This window comes from Bacillus sp. LSHTCR4 (assembly GCF_057197025.1).
This window is the reverse complement of record NZ_JBXUNO010000001.1, coordinates 2,448,671-2,467,083: the sequence shown is the minus strand read 5'-3', so window position 1 is coordinate 2,467,083 and position 18,413 is coordinate 2,448,671. Positions and strand designations below refer to the sequence as shown.

Annotated in this window: 19 protein-coding genes, 1 pseudogene and 1 riboswitch; of the genes and pseudogenes, 14 read left to right on the top strand and 6 right to left on the bottom strand. The window is 34.7% G+C overall.

The window, feature by feature from the left end:
* Positions 1–11: 11 nt before the first annotated feature.
* Positions 12–569, bottom strand: a complete 558-nt coding sequence (locus AC2CGR_RS12675; RefSeq protein ID WP_087967369.1) for a CatB-related O-acetyltransferase — start codon at positions 567–569, stop codon at positions 12–14.
* A gap of 110 nt (positions 570–679) precedes the next feature.
* On the opposite strand from AC2CGR_RS12675, the pseudogene AC2CGR_RS12670 reads away from it, so the two are divergent.
* From AC2CGR_RS12670 to AC2CGR_RS12640, 7 genes and pseudogenes are all read left to right on the top strand, one after another.
* A pseudogene (locus AC2CGR_RS12670) lies at positions 680–985 on the top strand (ASCH domain-containing protein).
* Between the two features lie 32 nt (positions 986–1,017).
* Positions 1,018–1,413, top strand: coding sequence for an NUDIX hydrolase (locus AC2CGR_RS12665; RefSeq protein WP_087967373.1), 396 nt, complete (start codon positions 1,018–1,020; stop codon positions 1,411–1,413).
* Between the two features lie 86 nt (positions 1,414–1,499).
* Positions 1,500–2,120 carry an acetate uptake transporter gene (locus AC2CGR_RS12660; protein WP_000070938.1) on the top strand — a complete coding sequence of 207 codons (621 nt, stop codon included), beginning with the start codon at positions 1,500–1,502 and terminating at the stop codon, positions 2,118–2,120.
* A gap of 140 nt (positions 2,121–2,260) precedes the next feature.
* Positions 2,261–2,704 carry a flavodoxin gene (locus AC2CGR_RS12655; protein ID WP_087967375.1) on the top strand — a complete coding sequence of 148 codons (444 nt, stop codon included), beginning with the start codon at positions 2,261–2,263 and terminating at the stop codon, positions 2,702–2,704.
* A gap of 16 nt (positions 2,705–2,720) precedes the next feature.
* Positions 2,721–3,620, top strand: a complete 900-nt coding sequence (locus AC2CGR_RS12650) for a WD40/YVTN/BNR-like repeat-containing protein (RefSeq protein ID WP_484480890.1) — start codon at positions 2,721–2,723, stop codon at positions 3,618–3,620.
* Between the two features lie 216 nt (positions 3,621–3,836).
* Complete coding sequence (cspB, locus tag AC2CGR_RS12645; RefSeq protein ID WP_001179150.1) at positions 3,837–4,037, top strand: cold shock-like protein CspB; 201 nt, start codon at positions 3,837–3,839, stop codon at positions 4,035–4,037.
* Between the two features lie 189 nt (positions 4,038–4,226).
* Positions 4,227–5,072 (top strand): exonuclease, encoded by an 846-nt coding sequence (locus tag AC2CGR_RS12640; protein WP_087967379.1) that lies wholly within the window; start codon positions 4,227–4,229, stop codon positions 5,070–5,072.
* Positions 5,073–5,107: 35 nt separating this feature from the next.
* Here the strand turns inward: AC2CGR_RS12640 and AC2CGR_RS12635 are convergent, their stop codons facing one another.
* The 3 genes from AC2CGR_RS12635 to AC2CGR_RS12625 form a co-directional block, all read right to left on the bottom strand.
* Entirely contained in the window at positions 5,108–5,860 is a 753-nt protein-coding gene (locus AC2CGR_RS12635) for a hypothetical protein (protein WP_087967382.1), read from the bottom strand.
* A 126-nt stretch (positions 5,861–5,986) separates the two neighbouring features.
* Positions 5,987–7,078, bottom strand: a complete 1,092-nt coding sequence (locus tag AC2CGR_RS12630; RefSeq protein ID WP_087967384.1) for a DUF3900 domain-containing protein — start codon at positions 7,076–7,078, stop codon at positions 5,987–5,989.
* A 116-nt stretch (positions 7,079–7,194) separates the two neighbouring features.
* Positions 7,195–7,536: a hypothetical protein gene (locus AC2CGR_RS12625; RefSeq protein ID WP_002022967.1), complete on the bottom strand. Its 342-nt coding sequence runs from the start codon at positions 7,534–7,536 to the stop codon at positions 7,195–7,197.
* Between the two features lie 363 nt (positions 7,537–7,899).
* Between AC2CGR_RS12625 and AC2CGR_RS12620 the strand changes: the two genes are divergently transcribed.
* The 5 genes from AC2CGR_RS12620 (at position 7,900) to AC2CGR_RS12600 (ending at position 12,448) form a co-directional block, all read left to right on the top strand.
* Positions 7,900–8,811, top strand: a complete 912-nt coding sequence (locus AC2CGR_RS12620; RefSeq protein ID WP_087967386.1) for a VanW family protein — start codon at positions 7,900–7,902, stop codon at positions 8,809–8,811.
* A gap of 225 nt (positions 8,812–9,036) precedes the next feature.
* A riboswitch (SAM riboswitch) is annotated at positions 9,037–9,143 on the top strand.
* Between the two features lie 69 nt (positions 9,144–9,212).
* Positions 9,213–9,881, top strand: a complete 669-nt coding sequence (locus AC2CGR_RS12615; RefSeq protein ID WP_000667175.1) for an amino acid ABC transporter permease — start codon at positions 9,213–9,215, stop codon at positions 9,879–9,881.
* Positions 9,882–9,900: 19 nt separating this feature from the next.
* The gene (locus tag AC2CGR_RS12610; protein ID WP_270184905.1) at positions 9,901–10,662 is read left to right on the top strand and encodes an amino acid ABC transporter ATP-binding protein; all 762 of its coding nucleotides are present in this window, start codon (positions 9,901–9,903) and stop codon (positions 10,660–10,662) included.
* A gap of 11 nt (positions 10,663–10,673) precedes the next feature.
* Positions 10,674–11,465: an amino acid ABC transporter substrate-binding protein gene (locus AC2CGR_RS12605; protein WP_029439258.1), complete on the top strand. Its 792-nt coding sequence runs from the start codon at positions 10,674–10,676 to the stop codon at positions 11,463–11,465.
* Between the two features lie 74 nt (positions 11,466–11,539).
* Complete coding sequence (locus AC2CGR_RS12600) at positions 11,540–12,448, top strand: VOC family protein (protein ID WP_000249867.1); 909 nt, start codon at positions 11,540–11,542, stop codon at positions 12,446–12,448.
* 21 nt (positions 12,449–12,469) lie between these two features.
* Here AC2CGR_RS12600 and AC2CGR_RS12595 read toward each other — a convergent pair whose 3' ends face one another.
* Positions 12,470–13,387 (bottom strand): GNAT family acetyltransferase, encoded by a 918-nt coding sequence (locus tag AC2CGR_RS12595; protein WP_270184908.1) that lies wholly within the window; start codon positions 13,385–13,387, stop codon positions 12,470–12,472.
* The gene (locus tag AC2CGR_RS12590; protein ID WP_087967392.1) at positions 13,384–13,902 is read right to left on the bottom strand and encodes a GNAT family N-acetyltransferase; all 519 of its coding nucleotides are present in this window, start codon (positions 13,900–13,902) and stop codon (positions 13,384–13,386) included. The genes AC2CGR_RS12595 and AC2CGR_RS12590 overlap by 4 nt, the downstream gene beginning before the upstream one ends.
* A 291-nt stretch (positions 13,903–14,193) precedes the next feature.
* On the opposite strand from AC2CGR_RS12590, the gene AC2CGR_RS12585 reads away from it, so the two are divergent.
* Positions 14,194–14,871, top strand: a complete 678-nt coding sequence (locus AC2CGR_RS12585; protein ID WP_270184909.1) for an MgtC/SapB family protein — start codon at positions 14,194–14,196, stop codon at positions 14,869–14,871.
* A gap of 202 nt (positions 14,872–15,073) precedes the next feature.
* Complete coding sequence (gene colA, locus AC2CGR_RS12580) at positions 15,074–17,989, top strand: collagenase ColA (protein WP_270184910.1); 2,916 nt, start codon at positions 15,074–15,076, stop codon at positions 17,987–17,989.
* Positions 17,990–18,413: the final 424 nt, after the last annotated feature.

Below are 18,413 nucleotides of genomic sequence, written 5' to 3'. Positions count from 1 at the left end.
TTTTGTTTTTATCAAATAGATTCATTTTCGGAAGAGGTAAAAAACTCGTTGATTTTGTCGGAGAGTAGTAATGGAATAGCTCCTTTTATAACAGAAATGTCCCAGTCCCACCATGCAAGATTCTCTAGTTTGTCAATTGTTTCTTGCGGGAAACGATATCGAATAAATTTTGCTGGATTACCAGCCACAATTGCATATGGCGGTACGTCTTTTGTAACAACACTTTTTGCACCAATAATGGCACCGTTACCAATTGTAACACCAGATAAAATGCAGGATTGATAACCGATCCATACATCATTACCAATTACGATATCACCTTTTGAAGAAGGGTGACCAGTAATATGTGCTCCTTCATCAAAAAGTGCATTAAATGGGTAAGTTGTTATCCAGTCTGCGCGATGTTCACCGCCAAGTATGAAAACGACTTCTTCTCCTAATGAACAAAACTTACCTATTTTTAATTTCGTTTCATCGTTCCAAGAAAAAATGGTTGGCCCTACTTTACTATAAGTATAATCACCAATATCATATTTATTATATTCAGGTTTTTGATTTAAATATAACATGATTCTTCAGCCTCCTTTCTCAATTAAGCGATACGTATGGAATATTATATGCAAGGTGTAGCAAGGTGAGCTGTGTTAATAGGAGAAATGAACAAAAAGGAGTGGGCTGTATGAGATACGAAATGGGTTTATATAATAAACCATTTCAATCAATTCAATCTGGAAAAAAAGTATATGAAGTACGTTGATACGATAAAAAACGTCAACTTATAAAACAAGGCGATCATATTGTATTTACAAACCTTACGACAGCAGCAACGATGACTGTAAAAGTAACAGAAATAAAACGATACGAAAGCTTTATAGCAATGTACGAACAAATTGATAAAAAATTGTTGGATTGTGAAAATGATAGTTTAGAGGAAATGTTAGAAAGTACATACAAAATATATACGAAAGAACAAGAAAAACAGTGAGGAACGGTTGCGATTGGTATTGAGGTAATAAAATGATAAGAAATCGCAGCGTGGCTATCATTGTGCAGGAAGGGAAAATTGCTCTTATAAAACGTATTAGAGAAGGGAAAACAAATTATGTTTTTCCAGGCGGAGGAATTGAAGAAGGAGAAACACCTGAAGAAGCAACGAAGCGAGAAGTTTATGAAGAATTAGGGGTACATATAAAAGTAGGGAACCTTTTTGCGAAGGTGGAGTATAAAGGGACGGAGTATTATTTTAACGCCCGTATTATAGGTGGAGTTTTTGGAAGTGGTAAAGCTGAGGAATTCGAGCTGAAAGATAGAGGGAGTTATATTCCATTGTGGCTGCCGATACATGAGTTGGAAAAAGTGAATATAAAACCGTTTGAAGTGGTTGAAAGTATATTAGAACATTATAAAATATAAGGTCTGACAACATACAAAAAAAACCATTGACATAGTCTTCCGATTTAAGTATTGTATTCGAGTATGTTTATAATCAGGAGGTTTATATGAGCAATCAAACTACTACACATCATGTGAAAATGACAACAGCAGATCCATCTGGAATTGGTCTATTTGGATTAGCGATGGTAACACTTGTAGCATCATCTCAAAAGTTAGGCTTAACAGATGGCGTTTCACTAGTATTACCATGGGCAATCTTTTTAGGAGGATTTGCACAAATCTTTGCTTGCATTCACGATGCAAAGCATAACAATACATTCGGTACAACAGCATTCGGTGCGTACGGTCTATTTTGGCTAGGTGTTGGAATGACTTGGTTAATTCAACTTGGAGTATTTGGCGAAAAATTAGCACAAGCTGCAGATTCAAAACAGCTTGGTGTAGCCTTTATCGGATATTTGATTTTCACAATCTTTATGACAATTGGTGCAATGGAAACACATAAAGTATTATTTATGATTTTCGTCCTTATTGATTTCTTATTTATTGGTCTTTCATTAAGTACTTTAGGTGTTATGCCGCATGCAATGCATAATTTAGCAGCATATTCTGAACTTCTTATTTCATTATTATCTTTCTATGGTTCAGCAGCAGCAGTGTTAAACACACACTTCGGAAAAGTTGTTTTACCAGTTGGAAAGCCGTTTGGTATTTTTAAAAAGTAATAAAAAAGCACAGATGATTGTATAGTCATCTGTGCTTTTTTGTATGGAATAAATAAAAATGAAAAAATATAATTGAAATTGATTCTCATTATTAATATAATGAGAATGAGAATCATTTATTGTTAGAGGGGGATGCCAAGGTGGCGAAAATTTTAATAGCTTATGCGAGTATGTCAGGAAATACAGAGAGTATTGCTGATTTAATTAAAGTTAGTTTAGATGCCTTTGATCATGAAGTAGTATTGAAAGAAATGGAAGGCATGGATGCTGAAGAATTACTAGCCTATGATGGAATCATTTTAGGATCTTATACGTGGGGAGATGGGGAATTACCATTTGAAGCGGAAGATTTCCATGATGACTTAGAAAATATAGATTTATCAGGGAAGAAAGTAGCGGTATTCGGATCAGGTGATACGGCGTATGAACTATTTTGTGAAGCGGTAACGATATTTGAAGAAAGACTTGTAGAGCGCGGTGCAGAGCTTGTACAAGAAGGTTTGAAAATCGAACTAGCTCCAGAAGATGAAGAGGATGTTGAAAAATGCAGTAATTTTGCAATTGCATTTGCTGAGAAGTTCTAAGAATGGGAGTGTCAACGTGGAGACAATGTTAAGTGCGACCGCTATTACAAAGTTAAGAGATGGAAAGCTTATGTTAGCTACTACATATAATGGTTTATTTAATGAACAAGACGGAGAATGGAAACAAATTTTAAATGGTTTTCAAAAACGAATTAGGGATTTACATAGCGAAGATAATGTAGTGTATGGTGTAGGTGACGAAGGAATTTTTATTCGTAGTATGAATGGTGGAGAGAATTGGATGGTTCAACGTTTTCCAACAAAGGCAACGAGTTGGAATGTGTGTAGTAATGTACAAGGAACTGTAATTGCTCATGGAGATAAAACGTTGTATCTTTCTAATGATTTTGGTTCGACATGGGAAACCATTCATCCATTTCTTGAGTATGGTGGCGGAGCACCATCTATTCGATCGTTGTTTTTATATAAACATTACTTATTTATCGGTACGAAAATACATGCTAAATATGGTGGTGTTTGGCTCTTTAATTTGGAGACACGTAAATTAAAGAGGATTAAAATCGTGATGAATCAAATGATCTCAGCGTTGACTTTACACAATTCGTATTTAGTAGCAGCCAGTGGATCGTGCAAGGGGATTAGCGGTAATATTTCTTTTTGTAAAATAGATGAAAGTATTGAGAGTGAAAAAACATATTGGCACACATGTCAAAGTGAGCAGAAAGCAAGTAGCTATTTAGACTTAAGTGTAGATCAACATGTGCTATATACAACGTCAACGCAAAATAAGGCGGGGATTAGTACGGTTTGTCGTGTACTTCTAGAAGAAGGAATTGTTACAGTATGTGACTCAGTTAAAGGGCATGGCTGGCGCATTGTGAACGAAAAAGAAGGCTATGTTGTAGCTGGATCAGGTGAATCAAAAGCGATGCAGTGGAAGAAAAAAGTCATATAGCGAAAAAAACTTTGCTTTTATTATATTGATATGATATATTATATTTAAACCATTTTACTTTTAATAATATAGAGATTTAAATGAGCTGTAACTTCCGAGGAGGATAGCAATGTTAAATCTCCTCAGAGTTGCAGTTTTTTTAATGTCTGACTTATTTTTGTAAAGTGGTTGAAAATGAATATGTACATATAGGTACATTGTAGGAGGATTTTTTACATGCAAAACGGTAAAGTAAAATGGTTTAACTCAGAAAAAGGTTTCGGATTCATCGAAGTTGAAGGCGGAGAAGACGTATTCGTTCATTTCTCAGCTATCCAAGGCGAAGGTTTCAAAACTTTAGAAGAAGGTCAAGAAGTTACTTTCGAAGTAGAACAAGGTAACCGTGGACCTCAAGCTACAAACGTTAACAAGAAGTAATTGTGGAAAAAAGAAGGGCTTGCCCTTCTTTTTTTTTGTATTTTTATTGAATAGCCTCCTATGTACATAGCATAATGAGATTGAATTTTCGTTTTTTAGACGAAGTATCACATGCATAAAGTGTATGAATAAATAAATACTGAAAATAAAGTATGTGTGTGAAAAGGAATGTAGAAAGAGGTAAAAAAATTGGAAAACGCTACACATTTTATTGTGTTTGATATAGAGAGAAATTTTAGGCCGTATAAATCAGAAGATCCGTCAGAGATAGTTGATATCGGAGCTGTAAAAATAGAAGCAAGTACAATGAACGTAATTGGAGAATTTTCGGAGTTAGTAAAACCGGGTGCACGACTTACTCGTCATACGACAAAATTAACGGGAATTACAAAGAAAGATTTAATTGGTGTAGAGAAATTTCCGCAAATTATAGAGGAATTTGTTCAGTTTATCGGAGAAGATTCTATATTTGTTACATGGGGAAAAGAAGATTATCGGTTTCTATCTCATGATTGTACGTTACATAGTGTAGAATGCCCACGTATGGACAAAGAAAGAAGAATTGATTTGCAAAAATTTGTTTTTCAAGCGTATGAAGACTTATTTGAGCATACACCAAGTTTACAATCTGCAGTAGAACAACTCGGTTTAACATGGGAAGGAAAGCAGCACCGTGCTTTAGCGGATGCTGAGAATACAGCGAACATACTTCTTAAAGCATATAACGAGAGAGATATTACTAAAAGGTATAAAAGACATGGTGAACTTGAACTTGTAGAGAACGGAAAACTAACAGAAAAAGCGAAAAAAAAGATGCGGAAATGGGTATTTAAAGAAATGAGAAAAAATACAGAGCGTCCTTTCGTTTGGAGTACATTTGAAAGTAGTGATACGTGGGAAAGTATAACGGAAAGATATTATATAAGTGAACCTACAATAGAACTACTGAAAAAGCATTTTCGTACGGCGGTTAGAAAGGCGGAAAGGCAGATTAGGTATTTGGCTGAGATGGAGGAGAATGCAGAGGTTAAATGACATTCTCCTCTATTTCTAGCTACATAAATTAAAATTTATTGTATTAAATAGCAATTAATTTGTTGCTGTAATTGAGCAGTCATTATTGCTTTGAAATTTAGGGCATTAGTTAGAATGTTAATCTGTTGAGGAGTAGTTAATTTTTCAAATCCTTTTGCATGTGTAAAGAAATGTTGTAGGAATTTTTTCTTCTCTTCAGTTAATCTTTTATGATTTCCTATTGGAAGACCTGCGCATTTATATAAAAATTGTTTAGTATTACTTTTTAACTTTAAATCACTAATCCAATTCATAGTTTTTTCAGTGGTATGGCTGTTTATATAGTTTTTTGGAACGGTTACTTTATAATTGTAATCCCGTAAATCGCTTTTAGTAAAACCTGTCTGTTTTAAAATTTGTAATAGAGGGAAATGTTTTTCCTCAAGTTTATTTAAAATAAATTGCCTATTAATTTTATTAGAATCGCCTTTAGCATGAAGTCTACGAAGTATTTTGAGGTATTGTGAAGGTTGGTCTGTGAAATCTTCGATCATACAGGGCACTTGTCTCATATATAGATTATTAGCTATATATGTGTAATAATCATATTTTCCGACTAAAATGTATTCATCTTTTTTAGGATGTTTTTCAACTGGTAAAAGTAAATCAAATGTATTGAGATATTTAATAGTGCTGTTCATTTTTTGAAAATGGGATTTTGTAATGTGTGGATTATATAGTGGAATTATTTTTTCAATGGGGATCATACTGATGTCAGTTAAAGAGTGCGGGTAATAGTCTATAATCATGTGTATATACCTCCTTAAATCAAGTATATAAAATTAGAAAGTTGTCTTATGATAGTAATAGAAAAGTACGTGAATAATGGGGAAAATCCTATCTCTTACATAGAGATAGGATTTTTTGTAGTTAATCTATTCAATTTCCCCTGAACTATAGCTATACTGCTGCTTATTCTCAATCCGCTCAATTACGTCTTGCAATTCGTCTGGCTTCAGAAACTCAATTGGAGAGAAGCCTTTCTCAAATGTAAGTGTATCAGCCTCAATCATTAATACGTATCGGTCATTTACCTTTGCGATATGTATTTGATCCCCGAAATCAGCAAGCAGGGCCTTCACAGAGATATGATCTGCTTTTAACTTTAATTCTACTTCAGGAGCGTGCTCGACGATTTGAGCGGTAGCTTCCATTACTTCTTCGGTTGAAAATTGTTCCATAATTTCTCGTTTCGGACTGGCAGCCCATACTTCCATCGCTTGGTCGAATTGTTCGCGTTCTTCCGTACCTTCTTCAAATACATCTTCAATTTGGTCATATACCATGTCCATTACTTGTGTTTTCATAATTTCAGGCATAGAGCGTTCGTATTCGACGAATTTTAAGAAGTCTTCAAAGTAACGGGCGTGTGATGCTTGGTGAATCTTTAGCTCGCCCACTTCGACCATACCTTCTTCGGGCATGTACGGATATTGGATAGATTTCATATTTTTTGTTGTGATGGCCATTTCAACGTTACGAATCAGTGTGGATTCATCGGAAATGGAAGCGACTTTCGGCTCGAAGTCACATTTCATAACGAAAACGAATGGATCATCAAAGTATTTGCGTAGTTTTGCTTGCGCGATTAAAAATACACCACCGCGTACAGCACTTGTGTCAAGATATGTATAAACGAGAGGTTCGCTCATATCTTTGAAGTTTTCCTTCGTTTCTGCAAAGCGAATGCGATTAAATAGGTTGTAATGAGGGTTTGAATCAAGTTCGTGCCCTTCTTCTACAATGAAGCGACCGATTTTTGTCGGAGCTTGTTCTGTTTTCGCATGACGTTCTACTTTTCGCTTTGAAATTTTTAATAATTCTCCATTCAAAAATTCTTTTAAGGAGCTATCTTCATACTCTTCAGCGTCTAATGTTTGAAAATGTTTGTAGCGTTTATCAACAGCTTCACCTTTTCCTTCTACTTGCACAACATAAAAGGAAAGATAATTTATTTCAAAATCCATATTTATCACCTTGTTTCATTTCATTAACTCTTATCAGTATAGAGATGGAAAAAACTTTCGTCAATTTATATAAGGAAGGGGGAGCCCCTTCCTTCATATATTTTTTATTTTCAAAATTAAAATCCGTCTTCTAATGCTGAAAATGGAATATTTAGTCTGTTTTCTATTGTACGTAAACGTTGGTTTAAGCGGTTTAATCTACGTGTATGACGCTCAACTGTGTTTTCTAATTGACGAACTCTTTGTTCAAGCTCATTTACTCGTCTTTCTAGTTGACGGTTTCCAGCACCAGGAAAAGAGATTGGAAGTTGGAATTGTCGATTTTGATCATATGGATTAACTTGTTCTGCTGGATCTATATATTGTTGGTATTGTGCTTGTAAATCATATTGAGGCTGATAACCATTTTGGTTATATGGATCGTATGGATTGTAGGGGTACATAAAAACATCCTCCATTTCTTTAAAATAGGTTAATTCACCATAATGTATGTGTAAAAGCGGAGTGTGGCACGGCAAATACCTATTTACGTTCACGAGTTGTTTCTTTATAAATACAAATGTGTAGTTTTTGCATTTGTATTTCGTTTGTCGTATGGTATATACTGGATAATGGGGTGGGGTTACATAAAGGTTACAATTCTATCAAGCTCAAACTTTTATGTAAATAAGTGTAGACATTTAGAAAAGAAAAGAGTAATTTATATAGAGTAAAAAATAACTTGTAACAATTTATAAATATATTGTAAAATGATTGTAACAAAACATACATAAAAATGAAATAATACATAAAAGTAGTATTGGGGAAAAGGGGAGAGTATATTGTTCCGTAAAGTAAAGGGTATATTAGTTGGGGTTTTATGTGTAGCTGTAGTAAGTGGTTGTGGTACAAAAGTAAGTGATGTTGCATTAGTAAGTGATATTGGTGGCCACGCAGTAGAGGCTAAAGCAGAAGTGCAGGATTCTATTAGTTTAGTAGATGGTCGTACAGGTACTGAAGTGAAAAAGCTAGATTTATCGAGTCTAGGCTACTTTGAAGACGAAGCAAAATTTAAAAAATCGGTAACGAAGGTTGCTAGCGAGGTCGGGAAAAGCGTTGATAAAAAGATGGTTCCATCACGTGTAGCACCTGATGGAAGTTGGCAAGAAGGAAAACCTTCTTATGAATTAATGGAAAAAGAATTAGTAGATAAATTATTAAACGTTGGTATGTGGGATTCTTCCTATCAATTACCTATTGTTGAGAAAAAGCCTACTGCAACATTAAGTGATGCGCAAGGAAGTGGTACGGTAATTGGTAGATATGAAACGAATTTAGGTGGCTCAACAGGTGGCCGTATTGAGAATATTCGTTTGTCAGCAGCGAGCATAAATGGAGTTGTATTAGCAAAAGGAGACCGTTTCTCTTTCAATGCATTAATTGGTGATACAACGCCAGATAAAGGATATCAATTAGGAAAAGAAATTGTAGATGGTAAATTAGTAGATGGATATGGTGGTGGTGTTTGTCAAACATCATCAACATTATACAATGCAGCAGATCAAGCTGGTTTGAAAATGGTAGAGAGAACAACACATTCTAAAACGGTAGGTTACGTTCCACAAGGAAGAGATGCTACAATTGCATATCCATACTTAGACTTAGTGTTTGAAAACACGAATGATGCACCTGTGAAACTGTCTATGGGCATTCAGGGCGGAAAGTTAGTTGCTGAAGTACATAAAATGCGATAAGAATAATAATCTATAAAAAAGCCATGCTTTCTATTAACAATAGAAGCATGGCTTTTTCTGTACGGTTTATCCAGTATTAGTGATACATTTCAAGACTAGGTGAATGTGAGGGACAAGCTATTTGGAAAAGTATTGAATTTAATTCTTAGTTTTCGTATTGACATTATGTGTAATTAACTGTATTCTTCATAATAACAACGAAATAAATGGAAAAATTTATTAGTTTTCTTATCAAGAGAGATGGAGGGACTGGCCCGATGAAATCTCAGCAGCAGGCTACAAAAGTACTGTGCTAATTCCAGCAAACGTATGAAGCGTTTGGAAGATGAGGGGAAATGGATTAACATTCAACTCTTCTTATATGTGTAAGAAGAGTTTTTTATTTAGAGAGGGGGGATAGAGTGAAGTTTGATGTAACGTATTTTTTAGAAAGTTTTCCGCAATTATTTAAGTATGTATACATAACTTTAGGAATTACTGTAGTTTCAATGATTATTTCTTTTGTTATAGGGATAGGCTTGGCGATCATAACGAAAAACAAAACGAAATTTCTATATTCTATTGCAAGAGTATATATATCTTTCTTTAGAGGAACACCTTTATTAGTTCAATTGTTCGTATTGTATTTCGGATTGCCGCAAATATTCCCAACCTTTACAGTACTTACAGCGATGCAAGCGACTTTAATTGGTCTCAGTTTAAATAATGCAGCGTATTTGTCAGAAATTATTCGGGGTTCATTAAATGCTGTGGAATCAGGACAAATGGATGCTTGTTTATCAGTTGGAATGACAAAGGCGCAAGCTATGCGACAGATTATCTTTCCACAAGCTATTCGTGTTGCAGTACCGTCACTTGGAAATAATTTTGTTGGATTGTTAAAAGAATCTTCGTTATCCTTTGCGCTTGGGGTGGCTGAAATTTTAGCGCAAGCGAAAATGTTAGCGGCACAATCGTATCGTTATATGGAAAGTTACTTAGCGGTAGCGATTGTATATTGGATTATTACAATTGTAATTAGCTGGGGACAGAAAAAGTTAGAAAAGAAACTGGATGCACCATACTTGTAACAGAAATGAGGTGATATGTGTGATTGAGGCAAGAGATATGTATAAGTCTTACAAACAAAATGAAGTACTAAAAGGAATCTCACTTACTGTCGGTAAAGGGGAGGTAGTAGTCATTATTGGACCTTCTGGTTCAGGTAAATCGACACTATTAAGATGTTTAAATTTATTAGAACAACCAGAGGATGGAAGTATTAGAATTGAAGATTTAGAGATTCATGCGAAGAAGCTTTATAAAAAGGAAATAATAAAATTACGCCAAAAAACAGCAATGGTTTTTCAAAACTATAATTTATTTAAAAATAAAACAGCATTGCAAAATATTACAACGCCATTAACAGTTGTACAGAAAAAAAGTGAAGAAGAAGCAAAAAGAATAGGAAGAGAAATATTAAAACAAGTAGGTTTAGCTGAAAAAGAAAATTTCTACCCAACGATGTTATCAGGTGGGCAACAACAAAGAATAGGTATTGCTAGGGCAATGGCTTTAAATCCCGCTGTATTATTGTTTGATGAACCGACTTCTGCACTTGATCCAGAATTAGTGAACGAGGTATTGCAAGTCATTAAGGATTTGGCAAGGCAGCATATAACGATGGTTATTGTCACACATGAAATGAATTTTGCAAAAGAAGTAGCGGACCGTATTATATTTATGGCTGATGGCATTATTGTAGAGCAGGGAACGACAGAAGAAATTTTTCGGAATCCACAAAATGAGCGTACGAAAAAGTTTTTGCGACAATTGAATGCTTCAGAAGAAGGCAATCATTTCGTTATTTAGGAGGGAAAATTATGAGGAAATCATCATTATTACTAACATTGGCATTAACAGTATCGATTGGGCTTTTATCTGCTTGTGGTTCAGATACAGCGAGCAAAAAAACAGATGAAAAAGTAGTGAAAGTTGGGACGTCTGCAGGTCGTAGTCCATTTATTTTTAAAGAGGGTGAGAAAGTAAAAGGTTTTGATGCTGAAATTATTGAAGCGGCTGCTAAAAAAGCTGGATATAAAGTTGAATGGAACGTTTCTGATTTTGAAGGGTTATTCGGTTTATTAGATTCAGGTCGTATTGACACGATTGCAAATGAATTATCGGTTTCTCCGGAAAGAAAAAAGAAATATGACTTTTCAATTCCATATGTATATTCAGGATCTGTTTTCGCGGTGAAGAAAGATAATAATACAATTAAATCACTAGAAGATCTAAAAGGAAAGACTGTAGGTGTTGGGCTTGGTACGGCTGGGGAACAAGAATTAAAAGCTTTAAATAAAAATAATGCTTTTACAATTAAAACGTTCTCAGAGGATCCAACAGCAGAATTGAACGAAGTAGGACTTGGCCGTGTAGATGCTTACTATAATGATAAAGTGCAAGTAGAAACAACAATTAAAAAAGCGGACTTAGATAATGTGAAAGTAGGATTTGGTCCACTTAAATGGGGAGAGATTGCATTTCCATTTGCAAAAAAGAGCGAAAAGTTAGAAGATATAAATAAAGCGTTAAAAGAATTAGAACAAGATGGCACATTAAGCGAAATATCAAAAAAATGGCTGAAAGTTGATGCTACGAAAAAACAAAATTAAGTTATGTTCGTTGAATGTGGCTATTGTCCATCAACTGATATAAAAATAAAAGAGAACTGGAGAGGAAGTTATTCATGGTACAAATTCATCCAAAAACACGTATTGGTCATGTTGAATTTAAGGTGATAGATTTAGAACGTCAAATTGCCTTTTATGAGAATGTTGTAGGCTTAGAAGTAATTAAGCAAGAGGGGAATAAAGCATATTTATCTGGAAAAGGTGGAAAGAACACATTACTTGTTCTTGAAAAGTTAGAGGACGGGGTGCTGCAAGAGCCGCGTACGACTGGTATATATCATGTAGCCTTTTTAGTTCCGACTCGTGAGGCGTTTGCTTCGGCATTATTTGGTGTGATTCGTAATAAGAATGTAATTGATAGTCCAGCTGAGCAAGAGGGACGTTATACATATTCAAATGAAATTTTACCAATTTCAAGGTTTAATAGTGCAAGTGATCATACGTATAGCGAAGCGTTTTATTTACAGGACTTAGAGGGAAATGGTATTGAAATTTATGCGGATCGTCCGCGCGATCAATGGGGAGACGGGCCAGGAGGAAGTACCCCGCTGGATTTAAAAGACCTAGCAACGCTTGTTGATTATGAGTTTGATGGATTACCTGCTAATACGGTCGTTGGACACGTGCATTTACGAATAGCTGATGTAGAGGAGTCAAATGGATTTTATGTAGATACAATAGGGTTTGAAGTGCAACAACGCGAAGATGATTGCTTATTCATTTCTGCAGGAGGATATCATCACCATATAGGTGCAAATACGTGGAACGGAGTAAATAATCCGCACCCACCAGCGCATGCAACTGGATTAAAAGTGTATACGATAGTACTGCCGCATAAAGAAGCGTTAGATGAAGTGAAAGAAAGATTAATAGAAAAACAGCATGAAATAAATGAAACTATAAATGGGTTTACAGTAGTAGACCCGAGTGGTATTACAGTCCAATTTGAAATAGAAGCAGTATAAAAGAAGCTAGAAAGTGTTTCATCACTTTCTAGCTTCTTTTTGATACGTAATCCAAGTAGGACAATGGTTAAAAGGAAAGGATTTTAATATTTCCAGTGCATATATACTCGTTGAATCGAATTCACCTTGAATGAAAGAGTAGCCGTGTTTATTTGCATACATAGCTTGTTTGAAAACGAGCAGTTTCAGTAAGGATAAATCGTCTATCGTGTGAGTCCCGCACCATCCTAGTTCTATCGTATTATCCTTTTCTGATGTATGGAGGAAAGAGTATGCGATAATTTGATGCGCTTCATCTATAATGAGAAAGCTCCCATCTAGTAGTACGTCATCAGCTAAAATCATCTCTTGCCAAGTTTGTAGCGGGAATGAGGCAACGGGATTTGCTAAGTGTGTTTGCTCATAATTTTCTTTTACTAAGTAGGCTAGTTTTTCTAGTGAATTATTATTGGATACGATGTTCGATAAAGTTTGTAAATGATAATTTGAATTAGGGACTATATCGGTAGAAACTATTTTTCGTACGTCTAATATCGGCATATATGTTCTTCGGATTTCCATAAAATTATTTTGCTTATAATAATTTTTTAAATGAGCTGACGTTTCCCATATAGAGGTTTGCAATGGTAGTTTGAAGTTTTCTCGTTTTTGAATCTCGCTAAATAAGTATTCTTCAATGTGTAGCTCTGAATAGAAAGGATGCGTATATATTCGAAAGTATGTGCAGAATGGATGGAAGTTACTGCCCCAGGTAAAAAAGATGCCTACTACATCTTTTTTATAGTAGGCAACATACGCACATTTTGTTTTATTATTTCGTAATAAGTGAAATAGGTACGATTCTTCATTGTATAAATCAATAAGTTGTTTTACTTTTAATTCATTACTTCTATTATAACTCTCTATAACAAGATTATTTTCATTGGATGAATTCTTCATAGCTCAATCCAAAATCTTCTTACCACATTTCCATCTTCCTCAGTGAAATCATCATCACGAAGCCCGCCGTTATGTAAAATTGTTTTTTCAGAAGCAGTATTTACTTCATCGCACACGACAAGTGCTCTCGTGATGTTTAATTCCTTCGTTTTTTCTAAGGATAATGCTAATAACTTCGTAGCATAACCTTTTCTTCTTTCAGAAGGGCGAATGCCATAACCGATATGACCGCCAGCGTTAAATAAATGTTCGGTTAAACTATGACGTATATTAACAGCTCCTACAATTCTATTATTATCTGTAACGAGCCAATACGTAGAATCTGGTACCCAAGATTCAGGAAGATTTATTCCATTATGTGCATCGAGTAGTTCTTGCACCATAGCTGGGAAGTTAGAAGGGTCCTTTGTAATAACCCAAGGAATCATCGTTTCACCGCTATCTTTCCATTCGTTATAAAAATCTAAGTATTCGTCTTGTAAATCGGTAGTAGGTGTAAGCAAAGAGACGTTCATTGTTAGTAAGCTCCTTTATTTATGTAGTATGTATAAAAAAATTACGACATAGAATGAAAGCGTTTTCTAAACTTTCTCAACCTCATTTCATGTAATCCACCTTTGTTTTTTAAGAAAATGAGTGGAGGTTTAAAATTAGAAGTTATTCATTTTATGTTAATATTTAAAATATTAACATAAAATGGCTGAGGTATTAAATGTATTTTAGTAGGATTCCTTCATATCGATAAATGGATGTATGTGATAATTTTTGTTTTATCCATCTATAATGAATGAAAGGGGGAAGGCCTCGTGAGTGTAAATCTTGATTTCATTATACGAATTGGTGTTGCGGGTTTGTTGGGAGCAATAATTGGTATTGAAAGGGAAATTCGATCAAAAGAAGCGGGATTAAAGACGCATTTCCTAGTAGCGGTAGGGAGTGCATTAATAATGGTTGTTTCGAAATATGCTTTTTCAGATATTATGAATGAAGAACATATGGCACTTGATCCAAGCCGTATTGCAGCACAAGTTGTTAGTGGTGTAGGCTTTTTAGGTGCAGGGACAATTATTATTCAAAAGCAGGCGGTGAAAGGATTAACGACAGCAGCTGGTTTATGGGCCACAGCAGGAATTGGATTAGCAATTGGTGCTGGTATGTATGTAGTAGGAATTGGAGCGACGATTCTCGTTTTAATTGGTTTAGAGATTGTAAGTCGTATTTTTAAGGTGCAATTTTTATTTCCACAAAATATAACGGTGCAAATGTCTATAAATAAACATGAAGCAGTACAACAAATATTAGAAACACTACAAGTGAAAGGCATTCCAATACTTTCATATGAAGTGGAAGCTTCACAGCAAGGTATAGAAACTGTTTATAAGGTAAGGATGCAACTGAAAAATATATCGCCAGAAGAAAAGAATGAGTTTATTCAGCATATACAAACTTTACCGGAAGTTACATTCATAAAGTTAAAATCATAGTGTTGAAACCGGGGATAGATGTAGCGGGATTTTCGCTATTATCTATCTTTTTTTGATATAAAACGCACATAAAGTCAAGTGTTAATTTTGCATGGCATGGATACATATGTGAACGTTACCTTATTTTTTCTCAATACAGTATAAAAAGTAAAAATAGTAAAATAATGGTGTGTTACACTAAAAATGTAAGGTAGGGGAGAGTATGAAAGGCTATTCAAAAAAAGTGTTAGTAGGGGTAAGTTTTGTTAGTTTCATGTTAGGGAGTTTTCAAGGGAGCGCATTGGCAGAAGATACAAAGGGAGAGCAAGTTTCATATCGGAATGTGCTCAAAATGGAGCCGGTTGGTGTACAATTACCAGTGCAAGAATTAGCTCATTCCTCAAAAGTGCTGGAAAATAAGTCTTTTGAGAAAAGGCTACAATTTGCTGATTTGTCACAAAGACCGCCTGAAGTGAAAAAGGAAAGTAAGCAATTAGCTGTAGCGAAAACGTATACAATTGCTGAATTAAATCAATTGAGCAATCAGCAGTTAGTGGATTTACTTGTAACAATCAATTGGGAGCAAATTACTGGGCTATTTCAGTTTAACAAGGATAGTCTTGCATTCTATCAAAATGATAGTAGGATACAGGCAATTATTGATAAATTGAACCAGCAAGGACAAGCGTATACGAAAGATGATTCAAAAGGGATTGAGACTCTAGTAGAGGTATTACGATCTGGTTTTTATTTAGGATTTTATCATACAGAATTAAGTAAACTAAATGAGCGAAGCTATCATGATAAATGCTTACCTGCATTAAAAACGATTGCGAATAACTCGAATTTCAAGCTCGGTACATTAGAACAAAATAGAGTTGTCTCGTCATACGGAAAATTAATAGGAAATGCTTCGAGTGATGTGGAAACGATCACATCAGCTGCAAAGATTTTTAAACAATATAATGATAATTTTTCTACATTGGTAGATAATCTTTCAGCTGGAAATGCGATTTACGATATTATGCAAGGTGTTGATTACGATATTCAATCCTATTTGTACGATACGAGAAAAGCGCCAAAAGATACAGTATGGTATCAAAAAATTGATAGCTATATTAATGAATTAAGTCGTTTTGCTTTAATTGGAACGGTAACAGCGAAGAATGGATGGTTAATTAATAATGGTATTTATTATACAGGTAGACTTGGTACGTTCCATAGTACAGGAACGAAAGGGTTGCAAGTTGTAACAGATGCCATGAAAATCTATCCGTATTTAGGGGAGCAATATTTCGTAGCGGCTGAACAAATTGCGACGAATTATGGCGGGAAAGATGCAAATGGGAACGTTGTGAATTTAGATCAAATACGAGAAGATGGTAAGAAAAAATATTTACCAAAAACGTATACATTTGACGATGGGGCAATTGTTTTAAAAGCTGGAGATAAAGTGACAGAAGAAAAAGTAAAACGTCTATATTGGGCGGCAAAAGAAGTGAAGGCTCAATTCCATCGTACGGTGGAAAGTGATCAACCTTTAGAAAAAGGAAACCCTGATGATGTATTAACGATGGTTATTTATAATAGCCCAGCTGAATATCAATTTAACCGTCAATTGTACGGATATGAAACGAATAACGGCGGTCTTTATATAGAAGGAACAGGTACGTTCTTTACTTATGAACGTACGACAGAAGAAAGTATTTATAGTTTGGAAGAATTGTTCCGACATGAGTTCACGCATTACTTACAAGGTAGATATGAAGTGCCGGGACTTTGGGGACAAGGTAAGATGTATGAGAATGAGAGATTATCTTGGTTTGAAGAAGGGAATGCAGAGTTTTTTGCAGGTGCAACGAGAACAGATAATGTTGTACCGAGAAAGAGCATTATAGGAGGAATATCTTCAAATCCAGCAGACCGTTATACGGCAGAGAGAACGTTAAATGCAAAGTATGGGACGTGGGATTTCTATAATTATTCCTTCGCTTTACAATCGTACATGTACAATAAGAGATATGATATGTTTGACAAAATTCATGATCTTATTAGAAAAAATGATGTAACAGCATATGATGCATACCGCTCTGCTTTAAGTAAAGATGCGAATTTAAATAAAGAGTATCAAGATTATATGCAAATGTTAGTCGACAACCGTGAGAAATATAATGTTCCATTAGTATCAGATGATTATTTAGCAACTCACGCGCCAAAACCAGTTTCAGATATTGCGGCAGAAATTACAGCAGAAGCAAAATTAAATAATGTATCAGTTAAGAAAAATAAATCACAGTTCTTTCATACATTTACACTACAAGGGACGTACACAGGTACTACTGCAAAAGGAGAATATGAAGACTGGAAAGCAATTACACAAAACGTGAATGATACGTTAAAACGTTTAAGTGCAAAAGAATGGACAGGCTATAAAACAGTAACAGCTTACTTCGTAAATTACCGTGTGAATGCATCAGGACAATTTGAATATGATGTTGTATTCCATGGTATTAATACTGAAGAAGGCGCTGTGAATAAAGCGCCAGTTGCAGTTATAAATGGTCCCTATAGTGGAAATGTAAATGAAGCAATTTCGTTTAAAAGCGATGGCTCAAAAGATGAAGATGGGAAAATTGTTTCTTATAAATGGGAGTTTGGCGATGGTACGGTAAGTAATGAACAAAATCCGACTCACGTGTATACAAAAGAAGGAACGTATACGGCGAAATTAACAGTAACAGATGACAAAGGGTTAACGAATACTGTTACAACGAATGTAAGGGTTCAAAAGAAAGAAGATAACGGTGTAGAAAAAGAGCCGAATAACTCATTCCAAACAGCAAATAAACTGCAGTTAAATCAAGTTTTACGTGCTAGTTTAGGAAATGGTGATACGAGTGATTTCTTTGAAATAAATGTGGAAACAGCGAAAAACCTGCAAATTAATGTAACGAAGGAAAATAATATCGGAGTAAACTGGGTTCTTTATTCGGAAGCAGATTTAAATAATTATGTTACGTATGCACAGCAAGAGGGGAATAAGTTAGTAGGAAGTTATTACACGTATCCAGGAAAGTATTATTTACATGTGTATCAGTATGGCGGGGGAACAGGGAATTATACAGTAGAAGTGAAATAGTAAAAGAGAAATAGTCTTTCAATGAATGGAAATCAATTTAAGCTTATATTTAGTAATGCAGGTAACGATATCAGTTACAAAAATAAATACTGGAGTATCGTTATGCATATTAAAAAAATTTATACTTTAAATGAAAAAATAACTGTAGGGAAGTATCTAATGATATGAAGAAATCAAGTACTAAGAGAGCTTATCTTGAAGTTAAGCAGATCTAATCAGTAAATGAGGTACAATCTATAAATTATTATTTCATAGAGATGTGAGCAAAGTAATAAAATTCAAGTATGTTTGATTTAATTAAAGGACCAAAGTTTATCCGTAAAAATAGATAAACTTTGGTCCTTATTACTTTTAATTCATTCGCGAAATCAAGATGACTAATGAGTCGAGTAGCGGGATTTTTTAAATTTATTTAATAAGTTAA